This is a genomic window from Virgibacillus subterraneus (genome assembly GCF_900110695.1).
GTDB lineage: Bacteria > Bacillota > Bacilli > Bacillales > Amphibacillaceae > Lentibacillus > Lentibacillus subterraneus.
Genome location: NZ_FOEH01000001.1, coordinates 1,089,353 through 1,104,116, shown reverse-complemented (window position 1 = coordinate 1,104,116; position 14,764 = coordinate 1,089,353). Strand labels below are relative to the sequence as shown.

Here is a 14,764-nt window from a genome sequence, read left to right as displayed (position 1 = left end):
TTTTCTATAGCACGAACTTTTCAATTGCTTTAGCGACACCATCATTATTATTTGTATCTGTCACATGATCTGCAACATTCTTTATTGCCTCCTGCGCATTTCCCATCGCAACTCCAAGTCCAGCTTGCTGTATCATTTTTATATCATTCAAACTATCGCCAACAGCCATTACGTTATTCATTGTAATACCAATTTCATGACATACTTTCTTAAGAGCACTTGCTTTGTTAACCCCTTTAGGATTGACTTCAACGTTTGTCGGCAGCGAATTCGTAAGCTCCAGTTCATCGTAATGCGATAGTTCCTCAACAACCATATCAAGCTTTTTCGTATCAAGCGAATCACAACCGTATTTCAACCATTTATGGGCAAAAAAATCGTCAGGACGTGTTCCACGAAATACGCCATCAGTTGTTACCATCCAGCTATGTAAACCAAGCTTATCACCTAATTCCCACATCATCTGAACCCGCTCAGGGTCAAGTAAGTGCTGATCTCTCAGCTCTTTATTTACAGTCCAGATTTCGCCGCCATTACTTGTAATCAGATACGATGGCAGTTCAAGTAATTCAGCATACGGATAGCAGGAATCAAGCCAGCGACCGGTGCTCAATATAACATGCACATCTTTCACCAAGGCTTTTGCAATCACTTCTTTCGTAAATTCGGAAACCTCTTCCTCACTATTCAATAATGTTCCATCCATATCTAATGCTACTAATTTTAGTTTATCCATTTATACGCTCCTCCACTCTGTCACGCCATTATCCATCCTAGTATAAAATCATTTAACTCGATTCATTTTAATCATGAATGATATAATTGTTGCTATAGGGACTATTATTACGAAAAAAACAAAGCTTATCCCTAGCCCTGTTCCACTATTTGCAGATTGTACCATAGCCCAGGCAATATAGGAAAAAATTGCGACCATCTCTAAATTAATTGCTGCCATAAATGTTCGCGCCAACGCGTATAATCGTGGTGCATTTTCTTCAGTCACTCTTACCATATAATTGAATGTGTGTGGTACTTTCGTTACAAAATACATAATTATGAAGGAAACAAAAGCAATCCCCGGCATGAGTAGGACTGTACCCTTGTTCCCCCATGCATCCGCTTCGCCTTTTGCATTAAAATGAGTAGGAACTGATTCAGGCAAACTGTTATACGCTTGTACAACATATACAATTGAACAAATTAGTATGATTACTGATGTTAAGTTGAAAAACTTCTCCCATTTTGTTGCAGGAACTTTTATTTTCGGATGATTCTTCAAGGCTTCTCCCCCCTTCACCCTTAGTTTAGCTTGAATCTTTCTAATTTAAATAAGAACTTTTCCATTTGAATTGCTCGTTGCTGAGCCTCTTCTACTGTTATCGGGGTAAAGCGTATTTCTCCTTGAGGTACAAGCTGAGCAATCTTTGGCAGATCTGATGAAATGACAGTTCCTATCCGAGGGTATCCTCCTGTAGTCTGCCTGTCCGCCATTAGAATAATTGGCGAACCATTACTTGGAATCTGAACTCCACCGAAGGGAACAGCATCAGACCAAATTTCCATATTATCTTCATGTGTTACCGGCTCCGATTTTAGTCGATACCCCATTCGATTCGAATTCGCATTTACAGTATGAGGACTGTTGAAAAAATTATATCGTCCTTGTTTTGTGAAAAAATCCGTATGTGGTCCTTCGATAACAGCAACTTCTACCGATTTTTGATAGATTGGCGGATTGGTGATTCCAATGCCGTGTTTCGCTTCAGTCGGGTACCCATATATATAATCATCTCCTACTAGCGAGCGACCAAACCCACTCTTCACATCAGTTGACTTACTGCCAAAAAACACAGGTGCATCAAATCCTCCAGCTGTCGCGATGTATGCCCGCACCCCTGATTGATGCTTGCCAAAGCTTAAACGATCCCCTTTTTCCATTCTGAATGTTTTCCACATCTGGATAGGATTTTCATTAAGTTTTGGCTCCAGTCCCGCACCTGTAAGAGCAACCGTGATTGGATCAGGTGCAGTCACTTCAAGGTGAGGTCCAACTAGCGTCACTTCAAGACATGCAGCAGAACGTTGATTCCCAACCAGAATGTTAGCTATTTGCAGCGCAAACGTATCCATTGCACCAGAAACAGGCACACCAAATTTCTGATAGCCATTCCGACCAAGATCCTGAAAAGTCGTAAGAACACCAGGCTTTATTACACGGAATATTTTCTCACTCTGCATCCTATTCACCACTTCACTTATGTATTTGGAGATTTTGGAGCTATGCTGATGAACGATCGTGGTGGGGTATCGCTCGAGTTTGACCCTCCGTCGCTCGAGTTTGACTCTCTGTCGCTCGAGTTTGACTCCCGTTCGCTCGAATCTAATCGCCAATCGAGCTAACAACAATCCCAGCACGCTCTAACATCGCGCGTAACTTCTCAACAAACGATATAGCATGTTTACCATCACCATGAATACAAATCGTGTCTGCCTCAATATCTACAGATCCTCCGTTTACAGTGCGCACAACACCTTCATTCAACATTCGCTCTACCTGTTGAACAGCATAATCCACATCATTAATCATGGCATCCACTCTGCCTCTAGGGGTCAAGCTTCCATCAGCTTGATATGTCCGGTCAGCAAATACTTCTGATGCAACAGTTAATCCTAGTTTTCGGCCAGCCGTAAGCAGTTCACTCCCAGCTAAACCAAACAGCACCAATTCAGCGTTGATATCATACACAGCACGTGCGACAGCATCCGCTGCATCATGATTTCTAGCTGCCAAATTGTACATCGCACCGTGTGGCTTCACATGTTGCATCTGAACACCATGCACCTTGCAAAATGCCTGCAAGCTTCCAATCTGATGAACTATCATTCGGTAAATTTCATCTGGCGAAAAGTCAATCATACGACGGCCAAATCCAGCTATGTCAGGAAAGCCTGGATGTGCACCAATACTTACATTATGCTCTTTTGCCAAACGAATAGTTCTATCCATCACTGTAGGATCACCAGCATGTGCACCACATGCAATATTCGCTGATGTAACAGATTCCAGTAATTTTTCATCCGAACCAATTGTGTAGGCACCAAAGCTCTCACCCATATCACAATTCAAGTCAATCCGTTGAACCATCGTCAGCCTCCTCTACCACAAACTCCCCACTTTCTACTTGCTTATCAATTTCACTATCCGAAACTTCATAAAATTTCACACGGTCACCTGCCCGAAACAGAAAAGCATCCTCTTTCTCCCTATCAAATAATGTGAGAGGAGTTTTTCCAATAATGTTCCAGCCACCTGGCGAGTCTATCGGATAAATTCCTGTCTGTTCATGGGCAATTCCTACAGAACCTGCAACAGTCTTTGCCCGAGGTTCATCCAGTCGTGGTGTTGCAATCCGCTTATCCAGACCACCTAAGTATGGAAAGCCTGGCAAAAAACCTAACATATAAACAAGGTATTCCTGCTCGCAATGAATCCGTATAATCTCATTCTCTGATAAATTGTTCGATTCAGCAACACGTCCCAAATCTGGACCATACTTCCCACCGTAGACAATAGGAATTGAAATCAGTCGTGATTTACACTCTATTCTATCAATATTCATTCGATTTATCTGATAAATTTTGTCACAGACTTCCGTGTAGTTTAAACATTGTGGTCGATAGTAAATCGTAACCGAATCAAATGCTGGCACCCATTCCACGATACCTGGAATTGCAGCACAACCTATTTTACTGCAAAATAACTGAATCTCCCTATTTAACTCAGGCGAAACACCATCAGCAAAATCCACCTTAACTGCCGAATCACCTATAGCGTGCAAGGTAAAATGCATACCGATTGCCTCCCGGATTTTCTTTTACTAGTATGATAGCATATTCAAGCTCAGTCCAACACATAACGATTACGGCCAGCACCCATTCCGAAAACCATGACCAATAGTGCTACCCCAATTAATGTAAGTAATGGAACCGTCCAGACATGTGTTACATCATATAAATACCCGATAAACATAGGACCGACTGCCGCAAGCGTGTAACCGAGCGACTGCGCCATGCCTGACAGTTCTGCAGCCTGACGTGAATTACGTGCCCGCATTCCCAAAAAAGCTAATGCCAGAGCAAATGATCCACTCAACGTAATTCCAATTAAAATCGTACTAATAACCATGACAGCATATGACTTCCCTATTAAAAGACCACCATAGCCACCCAGTGCGCAGGTTGTCATTACGAGCACAATTCCGCGCTGTGATTTGAAACGCCCAGCAATCATCGGAACGAAGAAACTCGCAGGTAATCCTATAAATTGCATAAATGAAAGCATCCATCCAGCAGTTCCCATGCTAACACCATAATCATGCAAAATTTCTGGGAGCCACGAAATCGTTACATAAAACATAAACGATTGAAGCCCCATAAAACAGGCAACCTGCCATGCGAGTGGTGACTTCCACATGCGATTGTCACTCACAGTAACATATTGCATCTCGACATCATTGTCTGCTTTATTCTTTTTAGACAGATACATCCAGATGATAATTCCAACGATTGCGGGGACGGTCCATATGATTAGTGCAAATTGCCAGCCCATATTCAACCCACGTGCAAATGGAATACTTAATCCTGAAGCCGTCGCAGCAAAAATCCCCATTGCTGTTGAATATACACTAGTCATTAATGCTACCTTTGTCGGAAACTTTTCTTTCACGACACCAGGCAAAAGCACATTGCAAATTGCAATTCCAAGCCCGACAAATAATGTTCCAATAAATAGTAGTGCTGCAAAGGGAAACGAACGAACCGTAATACCAAATAAAAGAAGAATAAGACCTGCAATTAATGTTCGTTCATTCGAAAACCTGTTGCCAAGCTTAGGCGCAACTGGTGACATCACTGCAAACGCAACGAGAGGCAGACTAGTCAAAATCCCTGCACTCCAATTGGAAAGCCCCACATCATCGCGTATAATTCCGATTAACGGACCAACAGATGTAATTGCTGGTCGCAAGTTAAACGCCACGATTATAATACCTGCTATAAGTAAAAAACGATATAAATTTTTTTGATTATCAGTTGCTGACATTATTTGTACAATTCCCTTCCAAAAATCCTCTTCCTAACAATATAGCATAACAGAATTGCATAGTTAAAAACGACGATTCCCTGCCGAAACAGAAAAACCTTTCCTCCTACATCGTATGGTAGATAAACTTCCTCGCTGTCACTATATTCCTAATAATTTAAATGGTTAAACACCACATTTCACTACAATTTTCGACAATATTTTCCGATATAAATAATAATAATAGCAAAAGCAGAAGGGGATACATATATGGGGGAAAATAAGAAAAAGAAACTAAAGATAAAGAAAAAAGGCAGCTTCTTTAGTAAATCACTGCAGCGACAGATACTCGTACCGTTTTTATCATTAATTATTATTGCCGGGGCAGTCATAGCCATTACAAATTACACGTTAAGCAAAAACATGATAATTGATCAAAAAGCACAAAGTGTTGAAACACAAATGAGTAACCTCAACGATACATTTAATGTATTTTTTGACAATACGACAAGCATTTTAAAACGTCTAACTCAAAACGAATTATTTGTTAACTATGATGAAAAAAACCGGCGAGCTATTGTCAATTACTTAGGAGAGACTGTAGAGGCGAATCCCAATATCGCAAATATCTATACAGGTGTTGAACTTTCCAGTGAAACAACCATTTATCCAGAAACGGACCTGCCAGATGACTTTGATCCGCGTGAACGTGACTGGTATAAAGCAGCCCTTGAAGCTGACGGAGAAGTTATTTGGACAAAGCCCTACGTAGATGCTGCATCAGGAAAAACAATTGTTACCGCCGCGCAATCCTATAGCAAATATGGACAAGTCGTTGGTGTAATTGGAGCAGATGTTCTAGTTGATACGCTAATATCCATGACAAACAACATTCAAACTGGTGATTCAGGATATGCGATGATTATTGACCAGCAGGGAACATTCATTGCCCATCCTAATGATGAACTTGTTGGAAAAAGTGCTGAAGAGACTGCATTCTATAGTAAACTTAACAGCAATGGAGCTAACGGTGTTATTGAATATACCGAAAACGGCGAGGGAAAAATCCTAGGGTTCACCACGAACAGCACAACTGGATGGGTTCTTGGAGAAACAGTATTTGAAAGTGACTTTAGTGACCAGGCAAGCAGTATTTTAATTCCGATTATCGCTACATTGCTAATTATTTTGCTGCTTGCAATCGTAATTTCGTTTTTTACAACACGAAGAATCACGAAACCTATTAAGAACCTGCAAGGAACGATGAAGGAAGTTGAGAATGGGAACCTTTTAGCCAAATCTAATGTCAAAACACATAATGAAATCGGCCAGCTTTCCGAAAGTTTTGATAATATGCTCCAGCAAATGCGGATGATGATGATCAAAATTAAAGATGTTTCATTCAACGTGTCCGAAGCATCACAAACACTTGTTGCAAGTGCAGAAGAAAATACTGCTTCATCAAATGAAGTCGCAACAACTATGGAACAAATTGCAACAGGTGCTGGCGAGCAATCAGAAATTATGGAACAGAATGCATCTGCTACCGAAAAACTGTCAACATTGATTAAACAAATAGAAGAATATAATAAAAAAGTTTATGATGAAGCACGAGTCATGGATGAAGTCTCTGAAAAAGGAGCAGAAACGGTAAACGGTCTCCGTAAACAATCTGAAGAAACAGGACAAATAACCAGTGAGGTTGTCAGAGCAATCAAATCACTTGATGACAAATCAACAAATATAAACGAGATTGTCACTAAAATTGCTGATATCGCAAGCCAAACAAATCTTCTCGCATTAAACGCAGCAATCGAAGCTGCTCGAGCGGGAGAAAACGGACGCGGTTTTGCAGTTGTAGCAGATGAAGTAAGAAAGTTAGCAGAACAGTCTGAAAGCGCATTAGGGGATATATCCAAGTTAATCGAAGAAATGCAATCAGAAACAAAGCATTCGGTAACATTGATTGGTAAAACAAACGAAGTCATCCAAACCCAATCACAATCAGTTAGTGAAACAGAACAAGCATTCACAAGTATACAGCATACAATTCATACCAATAATCAATTAATTAACAAGGTAATGGATATAATGGAAACAATCATAAGTCAGGAGCAGATTATTTCCAGCAATACACAAAGCATTGCATCGATAAGCGAGGAAACTGCAGCAGGGACAGAAGAAACATCAGCGTCAATTGAACAGCAAACAGCATCAATGGAGCAATTAAACCACCTGGCAGAAGAACTTGAAACATACGCTATAGAAATGCAACAGCAAGTTAACAAGTTTAAAATAGACGATAATTAATTTTGTAGAGAGATGGGTATAACTCATCTCTCTTTTTAAAGGGTATTATTGCCCAGGAAATAATTATCGAATCATGTCGATAATACTTCCCCACATTCTAATGGTCATTAATACCTCAATCTTATTTCTTTTCATCACCAATCTTTGTGGTATAATGTAGGTAGAAATATGCATATACTAAAAAGACCACAGTTACAGCTGTGGTCATATGATAAGCGGTTCCCTTAGGGGATCAGCTATCCACAAAATAGGCCTCTCCCATTAATGCTTTGCGGCTTTACAGGGAGGTCTATTTTTTATTAATCATGTGCACAATCAGCGTCAGAAGACCGGTCATAAATGTTCCAAACCCGATCAGCAAGAAAAAGACTTCAAAAACACCCAATCGCCTCACCCCCTTTATTACACTGGGGTAACTGACCTATCCCTAAAAGGAACTTTATCTATTAAATAGTATAGCATAAAATTCGGTAAAAATACGAACAAATGTTTGGTTTTTAGTCTTGGTACAAGTTCTTGCTAAGCCTTTAGGTTATAGGTATTTAGAATTAGTTTAGAGATTGATGCCACTTTTCGGGGCCCTGGTACAATAATAGTAGTAATAGAAGGAACTCTATAGTGCGCTTGTATACTTTAGTATATGCACTGGCGTGTAGGAGTTCGTAATGCATTTGGGGGATAAAATTGAAAAACGAGCACCCTGTGTAGGATGCTCGCCTATTCTTAAGATCCAGCGATAATATGAAAACCGGAGTCCACATGCAACACATCACCAGTAACACCACGTGCCATGTCACTAAGTAAAAATGCAGTCGCATCGCCAACCTGGTCCTGATCAATCTGACGACGGAGAGGCGCTTTTTCTTCAATAACCGACATTTTATCATTGAAACCAGATACACCTTTAGCTGATAACGTGCGAATCGGACCAGCTGAAACAGCATTCACACGAATACCATACTTACCAACATCTTCAGCCAAGTAACGCACGCTAGCCTCAAGTGCTGCCTTAGCAACTCCCATCACATTATAATTAGGCACAACTCGCTCAGCACCAAGATACGTTTGCGTGACAATACCGCCACCCTCAGTCATCAGCTTTTTCGCTTCTCGCGTCACAGCAACTAGTGAATACGAGCTAATATTTTGTGCTAGAAGATAGCCGTCACGAGACGTATCCGCATATTCACCATTCAGCTCGTCACGGTTCGCAAAAGCAACCGAATGGACAAGTCCATGAATGGTGCCAACTTTCTCACCAATTTCCTGGAATGCATTAACGATGCTCTCATCATCAGCAACATCACATGACACAATTAGTGTTGGATCAATTTCATTTTGCGCGAGGAGTTTTTCCAGCTTTTGTTTCGAACGTTCCTGGCGGTTGGTGAAAATCAAGTTTGCCCCAGCATTGTGAAGAGATTTTGTAATACCCCATGCAATACTGCGGTTGTTCGCAACACCCATTACAACTATGTTTTTATTTTTCAATAGTGAATTCATTTATGTACCTCCGATTGATTGAATATGTCTTACCTATAATGTAGCACAATTAGGACCAGGTGTTAAATGGGAAGGTAATTGTTTAACTGATATATAACATTAAACAAAAACGTACATTTTTTAAAAATTATAAAGTAATGAAAAACAATTGGATTCCAAGAAACCTACTACTATCTCCTTAAATAATCATGATGATTGTCCGATAATATATATAAGTCCTTTTATTAGAAATAAGTTATACAGGAGTGTCAGATATGGAAAATACAAAAGATAAACAACTTCACCAGGCATTAAATATAATAGATACATTATTAGAAGCGTCAGATCACTTCTATAAATTAGTAAAAAATAAAGAATTAAATCAAAGTATATTCATCTTTAGTTCCATGCTTGAAGGGGCTGAGACGGTTAATAAAATCATCACTTCCTCAATGGCTGAATATACTCCACAAAAAGATAAAGTAGAGAAGCAATTACTCTTAATCGCACAGAACCTTGAAAATGGGAAGCTTACCAAGATTGCAGAAATACTACAGTTTTCATTTATACCACTGCTTAAAGATTTAAGAAATTCTTTTTCAGAAAAAGTAGGTGTTCAAGATGAAAACAGGCTTATTACAATCGGTGTTTTTGCTTCACTACGGAATCCCAGAACATTTTACACAAAAGAACGTGTTAATGCCTTAGTTCAGGAAAGTGAGAGGCAAAATACAAGGTTACTCTTTTTCTCTTCCAGTGATGTTGACTTTAACTCAGGACAAATAGAAGCGGATGAATGGCAGAATGGAAAATGGGAACGTACTGTAGCGGCTTTTCCGGATGTTATTAATAATGTTGGCGGAGGAAGAAGATCACACACCGAGCGGAAATTACGCCGACAAATTCCTTTCACCAGTTTCCATGTCGGTAATAAATTCTCCTTACCAAAGCGAATCGTACAACATAGAGATTATGCTGAATTACTTGTTCCCTTCAAGGTTTGTACCAACGAAGTAATGATACATGACTTTTTAGATGAAAATAACAGTGTTGTATTTAAGGCTCTTTCAGGAAATCGGGGAGAAAATATATACTTCATTACTAAAAAAGGTAACCGCTATTCATTATTGGACCAAAAGAAACAACAGATTTTAAATCAGAGCGCATTTAATGAATGGCTGCAAAAAATTATTTTAAGTCAAAAAGACAGCTATATTATTCAGCGTTACATTCATACCAGGACAAAAAATGACGAACCTTACCATATTCGTGCACATGTTCAAAAAGACATGGAAGGAAAATGGCAACTTACTCATATATACCCACGTATTGGAAGTAAGAAGAGTAATCTTAGTAATATCAGCACAGAAGGTAGAGTTGAGGATCTGCTTACTTTTCTTACAAATGAATATGGCGAACAAGGGAAAAAACATGAACAAGCTATCCTAAAGCTATCCATGGATTTGGCTTGGCATCTTGACAAACTTCACGGCCTTGCCTTGGATGAACTTGGTATCGACCTAGCAATTGATGAAAATGGACGATATTGGATGCATGAAACAAACAACGGTCCACAAACGGCATTTCATGAAGAAAAAAGAGCAGTGAACACAATAGGATATGCCAAATATATTGCAAAGAATGTATTAGTTCATACAGACAGCATTCGTGAAGCTAGTAAGGTAAAGGGGAAGTTCAACGCAAGAAAAACAAATCTTCCGTTTGCTGATTTAGATAATCGACCAATTATCGGTATGCTCCTTGGAGCACAGACAAATGACAATTTAGCATCGGCAGCGATTCAAGCAGCAAAAGAAGCTAATGTCCATTTTTATTCCTTTTCACCAAAGGACATTGATTATGATGAAATGCTGATAAAAGGATTCTTTTACGAAAACAACGAATGGACACCTAAAGTCGTTGAATACCCTGATGTAATAATTGACCGTCTTAAATTGAGAGGTGCTAAAAGAGCCCAAGTGTTATATGAAGAACTCGAAGATATTCCATTTACAAACGAATGGTCAGCCCTCACCAGCAAGCGCTCGGAATTATACGAAAAACTGCAAACAAATGAAGAATTGGCTAACCTTCTATCACCTTATCAAAGGATCCACCGAACCCGTGACGTATTCCGGTTCATTGAAAGATATGGGAAAGTGATAGTAAAACCTGAAATTGGTTCCCTTTTAACTAGTCAGTACATTGAAAAAAATGCTAATGGTAAATATTCAGTGATAAAAGGAAAAACAATTAAAGAATACAGTGAATTTCCATTAGTAAATAACTTGAAAAATCTAATGAAAAAAGAAAATTTTATCGTCCAAAAAGATTCCGGCTTTATTACAAATAGCAGTCAGCCGTTCAACATTCATGTACACATGGCCAAAGGAAATAATAATGAATGGAGTATAGTAAGTCTTCGTTCAGAAGTTAAAAACAATGTGGATAATACTAAACAACAAGAAATTCATAGAGAGCAAAAGGATTTTAATGGAAACAATTTTGGTTCAATTTATTCGACATCGTTGCATAGACGATTAGAAAAATTATCTAGTAAAATTGTTAACACTATTGAGGAAGCACACGACGAATCAATTAGCGAAGCGGACATAAAATTAGCGCTTGATGAGAATGGGGAACTGAGTCTTATGGAAGCAGATCCAAACGGTCCTGAAGTGATAGCTAATGTAACAGAATTTGCAAACTTTGTTATACCATATGCTATATTATTAACAGAATCTAACAAATCAGAAGCATCAATCGAGGAAGGAAAACAGTTAACATACTAGTAATTTAAAGCCACCATCTTTTGGTGGCTTTTTTGTATTAAATAATGCAAAATTTATAGATCAAGTTTCTATTATATCTTAATTAAATGAGATACTTCTTATTTAATTAGCTTAACTATCAACATTTTAACGTTCTTCATTATTAGGATTATTAAGAGAACAGACCACTTGTCATTTACTCATAAAAAAATTGATCTCAAATAACATTATTCCCCATTAGTTATTAATCCTTCTTCTTATCTTTTTCCGGTATATCAAAGTACCAGTCTTCGTAGTAAAAAAAGAGACCCTAGATAACTAGAGTCTCATGCAAATATTCTAAATTAACGTAAAAGTTGTAATACTCCTTGCGGTTGCTGATTTGCTTGCGCCAGCATGCTCTGTGCCGCTTGTGAAAGAATGTTATTCTTAGTGAAGTTCATCATCTCTTTTGCCATGTCAACGTCTCGGATACGTGATTCTGCAGCTGTCAAGTTTTCTGCAGAAGTTCCTAGGTTGTTAATGGTATGATCTAAACGATTTTGTACTGCACCTAGTTTCGAACGTTCACCAGATACGCTATCAATTGCCTCTTGAATGGTAGTAATAGCTGCATCAGCTGCTTCCTCAGTAGAAACATCAATTCCTGTACCCTCTGTTTCACCTTGCACTTCCAAAGCTTCTGCACTCATATCTCCAATTTCCAAAGTTAAGTTTTGACCTTCATTTGCTCCAACATGGAATGTTCCTTCAAAGCTGCCATCAAGAAGATTTTTAGTGTTAAATTCAGTGTCCTGAGAAATGTCAGTTAATGCACCTGCTAATTGATCCACTTCTTTTTGCATTTCTGCACGGTCCGTGTCAGTATTCGTATCGTTGGCACTTTGAACAGCTAGTTCACGCATACGTTGCAAAATTGAATGAGATTCGTTCATTGCACCTTCTGCAGTTTGTACTAGAGAAATCAAATTTGTTATCGCAGTGGCTGTTTATCCGCTGCTTCTTTATGTTTCCATAAAGTTCAGATCATATCTTCATCCTTATAGGATGCCCCGCGCTCGTGGGTGGGTTATTGGTATGGATCCTCACCACCTGATCGTTACACCTTCCTAACTACTTTCACCAATTCATTAGGCTTGGCTCGGTATTGCCCACCATCCACACTGCAAAGCTGGTTTGGGGTTCCACCGAATTCACGGAGTTTTCATCTAAGTATTGCTACCTAGAGCGGCATTTCTGGTCTACCGTCTTGGGCATTTTTCTGTGCCATTTCCAAACCACGAATCTGTCCACGCATTTTTTCAGAGATTGCAAGACCTGCTGCATCGTCTCCTGCTTTGTTGATTTGTAGACCTGAAGAAAGTTTTTCTAAAGACCCTTGTGTAGCCTCGTTGTTGTTGCTTAGTTGGCGGTGCGTGTTTAGCGCCGCAATATTGTGATTAATAATCATGTTTTCCTTACCTCCATGTAAGTGTATTTTTTTTGCGAGTCACATCCTTATGTCTCGCATGTCCTTCTGATGTTATGGCCATAACATTCATTCATCATGATGATGTATTACTTATATCGGCAAAGTTCGATAATGTTTAAATCTTTTTTGGAAAAATTTTTAATTATATTTTTCCCGTTTTTTAACATTCATCATCTCCTTAACCAAATCATACAATTAAAACAAGCCAATTGACGCAACAAAGAATCTTCTGATAGTTTTAAAAGGTGCACTCAAATAAAACGCTTACAAAATACAAAGGGGGAAATCTAATTGAAAGCATTAACATCATTTTTCGACCGAATGGTACAACGATATTTACCTGATGCATTTCTTTTTGCAATTATTTTAACGTTTATCGTTTTCATTTTAGGGATGGGTGTCACGGGCAGTACAGCTATTGAAATGACACAATATTGGGGAGACGGTTTCTGGAACTTACTGGCTTTTGCCATGCAGATGTCGCTTATAGTTATAACTGGCTACATACTTGCAAACACGCCGCTTGTCAAACGATTGTTAGCTAAGATCAGTACGCTTGCAAATTCACCTGGCCAGGCAATTATACTTGTTACATTTGTTGCTGCAATTGCATGTCTGATTAACTATGGTTTTGGCCTGGTAGTAGGGGCGTTACTGGCAATCCATGTGGCTAAACGTGTTCCATCAGTAGACTATCGATTACTAATGGCGAGTGCCTATAGTGGGTTCCTGTTATGGCATGGTGGTCTTTCAGGCTCTATTCCATTATTAATTGCAACACCTGATCACTTTCTGCAAGATACAATTGGAACAGTTCCTGTAACTGAAACACTTTTTAGCGGATTTAATATTTTCATTGTCGTTACTTTACTTATTACACTTCCACTTTTGAACAGATTTCTAATGAAGTCACGCGATCCGCTTAACAATACCGATGCTTCTACATGGAAATCGGAGGATACTGAGCCAGAGGAGGAAGCTCCAGCAAAAGGAGACATGACACCAGCTGAACGATTAGAAAACAGTCAAATCATTTCCTTATTAATTGGGGCTATGGGGCTTAGCTTTATTGTTTATCATTTTGTTCAAAACGGTTTCGACCTGAACATTAATATTGTAAACTTTATTTTCCTATTCTTAGGAGTTATTTTCCATAAAACACCACGTCGCTTCCTTACCAGTGTAACAGGGGCGGTTAAAAATGTTGGCGGAATTATCATTCAGTTCCCGTTTTATGCCGGCATTATGGGCATGATGGTCGCATCTGGTCTGTCTCAGGAAATGTCCATGTGGTTTGTGAGCATTTCAACTGAATATACATTGCCATTATTCACCTTCATCAGTGCAGGGATTGTGAATTTCTTCGTCCCATCTGGTGGCGGTCAATGGGCTGTGCAGGGGCCAATTATGATTCCGGCAGCATTGGAAATAGGTGCAGATACCGCAAAAACTGCGATGGCCGTTGCATGGGGTGACGCGTGGACAAATATGATTCAGCCGTTCTGGGCATTGCCGCTCCTCGCAATAGCAGGCTTGAAAGTCCGCGATATTATGGGCTTTTGTGTGATGATTCTATTGTATAGCTTTATCCCAATATCTATCGGTCTATTGTTCTTTTAATTAAAATGCTGTCATCCGACTAGGATGACA

Annotated in this window: 12 protein-coding genes and 1 pseudogene; 3 read left to right on the top strand and 10 right to left on the bottom strand. The window is 39.3% G+C overall.

Annotation, left to right across the window (positions count from 1 at the left end; genetic code table 11):
• Positions 1-4: 4 nt before the first annotated feature.
• From BMY13_RS05105 to BMY13_RS05080, 6 genes are all read right to left on the bottom strand, one after another.
• Complete coding sequence (locus tag BMY13_RS05105; RefSeq protein ID WP_092491932.1) at positions 5-736, bottom strand: Cof-type HAD-IIB family hydrolase; 732 nt, start codon at positions 734-736, stop codon at positions 5-7.
• A gap of 48 nt (positions 737-784) precedes the next feature.
• The gene (locus tag BMY13_RS05100) at positions 785-1,279 is read right to left on the bottom strand and encodes a DUF1648 domain-containing protein (protein WP_175476712.1); all 495 of its coding nucleotides are present in this window, start codon (positions 1,277-1,279) and stop codon (positions 785-787) included.
• Positions 1,280-1,299: 20 nt separating this feature from the next.
• Positions 1,300-2,238, bottom strand: a complete 939-nt coding sequence (locus BMY13_RS05095) for a 5-oxoprolinase subunit C family protein (RefSeq protein ID WP_092503014.1) — start codon at positions 2,236-2,238, stop codon at positions 1,300-1,302.
• Positions 2,239-2,380: 142 nt separating this feature from the next.
• A complete protein-coding gene (locus BMY13_RS05090; protein WP_092503012.1) occupies positions 2,381-3,145 on the bottom strand; it encodes a LamB/YcsF family protein in 765 nt (254 codons plus the stop codon).
• On the bottom strand, positions 3,129-3,851 hold the full coding sequence (gene pxpB / locus BMY13_RS05085; RefSeq protein ID WP_092503010.1) for a 5-oxoprolinase subunit PxpB: 723 nt from the start codon (positions 3,849-3,851) through the stop codon (positions 3,129-3,131). Before pxpB ends, BMY13_RS05090 begins: the two co-directional genes overlap by 17 nt.
• A 50-nt stretch (positions 3,852-3,901) precedes the next feature.
• Positions 3,902-5,101, bottom strand: coding sequence for a CynX/NimT family MFS transporter (locus tag BMY13_RS05080; RefSeq protein WP_092503008.1), 1,200 nt, complete (start codon positions 5,099-5,101; stop codon positions 3,902-3,904).
• Positions 5,102-5,350: 249 nt separating this feature from the next.
• Between BMY13_RS05080 and BMY13_RS05075 the strand changes: the two genes are divergently transcribed.
• Entirely contained in the window at positions 5,351-7,390 is a 2,040-nt protein-coding gene (locus BMY13_RS05075; RefSeq protein WP_092503006.1) for a methyl-accepting chemotaxis protein, read from the top strand.
• 289 nt (positions 7,391-7,679) lie between these two features.
• On the opposite strand, the gene BMY13_RS19200 is transcribed toward BMY13_RS05075, so the two are convergent.
• Both BMY13_RS19200 and fabI read right to left on the bottom strand, forming a co-directional pair.
• Positions 7,680-7,775: a putative holin-like toxin gene (locus tag BMY13_RS19200; RefSeq protein WP_175476711.1), complete on the bottom strand. Its 96-nt coding sequence runs from the start codon at positions 7,773-7,775 to the stop codon at positions 7,680-7,682.
• Between the two features lie 338 nt (positions 7,776-8,113).
• Positions 8,114-8,893 carry an enoyl-ACP reductase FabI gene (fabI, locus tag BMY13_RS05070; protein WP_092503003.1) on the bottom strand — a complete coding sequence of 260 codons (780 nt, stop codon included), beginning with the start codon at positions 8,891-8,893 and terminating at the stop codon, positions 8,114-8,116.
• A gap of 254 nt (positions 8,894-9,147) precedes the next feature.
• On the opposite strand from fabI, the gene BMY13_RS05065 reads away from it, so the two are divergent.
• A complete protein-coding gene (locus tag BMY13_RS05065) occupies positions 9,148-11,664 on the top strand; it encodes a YheC/YheD family protein (protein WP_092503001.1) in 2,517 nt (838 codons plus the stop codon).
• Positions 11,665-11,987: 323 nt separating this feature from the next.
• Here BMY13_RS05065 and BMY13_RS05060 read toward each other — a convergent pair.
• Together BMY13_RS05060 and BMY13_RS05055 are read right to left on the bottom strand one after the other, a co-directional pair.
• Positions 11,988-12,608 (bottom strand): annotated as a pseudogene (locus BMY13_RS05060) (flagellin); the annotation flags it as partial.
• 257 nt (positions 12,609-12,865) lie between these two features.
• Positions 12,866-13,093, bottom strand: coding sequence for a flagellin N-terminal helical domain-containing protein (locus BMY13_RS05055; RefSeq protein ID WP_425445138.1), 228 nt, complete (start codon positions 13,091-13,093; stop codon positions 12,866-12,868).
• A 312-nt stretch (positions 13,094-13,405) separates the two neighbouring features.
• Between BMY13_RS05055 and BMY13_RS05050 the strand changes: the two genes are divergently transcribed.
• Positions 13,406-14,734 carry a short-chain fatty acid transporter gene (locus BMY13_RS05050; protein ID WP_092502999.1) on the top strand — a complete coding sequence of 443 codons (1,329 nt, stop codon included), beginning with the start codon at positions 13,406-13,408 and terminating at the stop codon, positions 14,732-14,734.
• The last annotated feature ends 30 nt before the right edge of the window (positions 14,735-14,764 follow it).

Coding starts and splice junctions, on each gene's coding strand:
- BMY13_RS05075 (WP_092503006.1), top strand. CDS start 5,351: ATGGGGGAAAATAAGAAAAAGAAACTAAAGATAAAGAAAAAAGGCAGC.
- BMY13_RS05065 (WP_092503001.1), top strand. CDS start 9,148: ATGGAAAATACAAAAGATAAACAACTTCACCAGGCATTAAATATAATA.
- BMY13_RS05055 (WP_425445138.1), bottom strand. CDS start 13,093: ATGATTATTAATCACAATATTGCGGCGCTAAACACGCACCGCCAACTA.
- BMY13_RS05105 (WP_092491932.1), bottom strand. CDS start 736: ATGGATAAACTAAAATTAGTAGCATTAGATATGGATGGAACATTATTG.
- pxpB (WP_092503010.1), bottom strand. CDS start 3,851: ATGCATTTTACCTTGCACGCTATAGGTGATTCGGCAGTTAAGGTGGAT.
- fabI (WP_092503003.1), bottom strand. CDS start 8,893: ATGAATTCACTATTGAAAAATAAAAACATAGTTGTAATGGGTGTTGCG.
- BMY13_RS05090 (WP_092503012.1), bottom strand. CDS start 3,145: ATGGTTCAACGGATTGACTTGAATTGTGATATGGGTGAGAGCTTTGGT.
- BMY13_RS05080 (WP_092503008.1), bottom strand. CDS start 5,101: ATGTCAGCAACTGATAATCAAAAAAATTTATATCGTTTTTTACTTATA.
- BMY13_RS05095 (WP_092503014.1), bottom strand. CDS start 2,238: ATGCAGAGTGAGAAAATATTCCGTGTAATAAAGCCTGGTGTTCTTACG.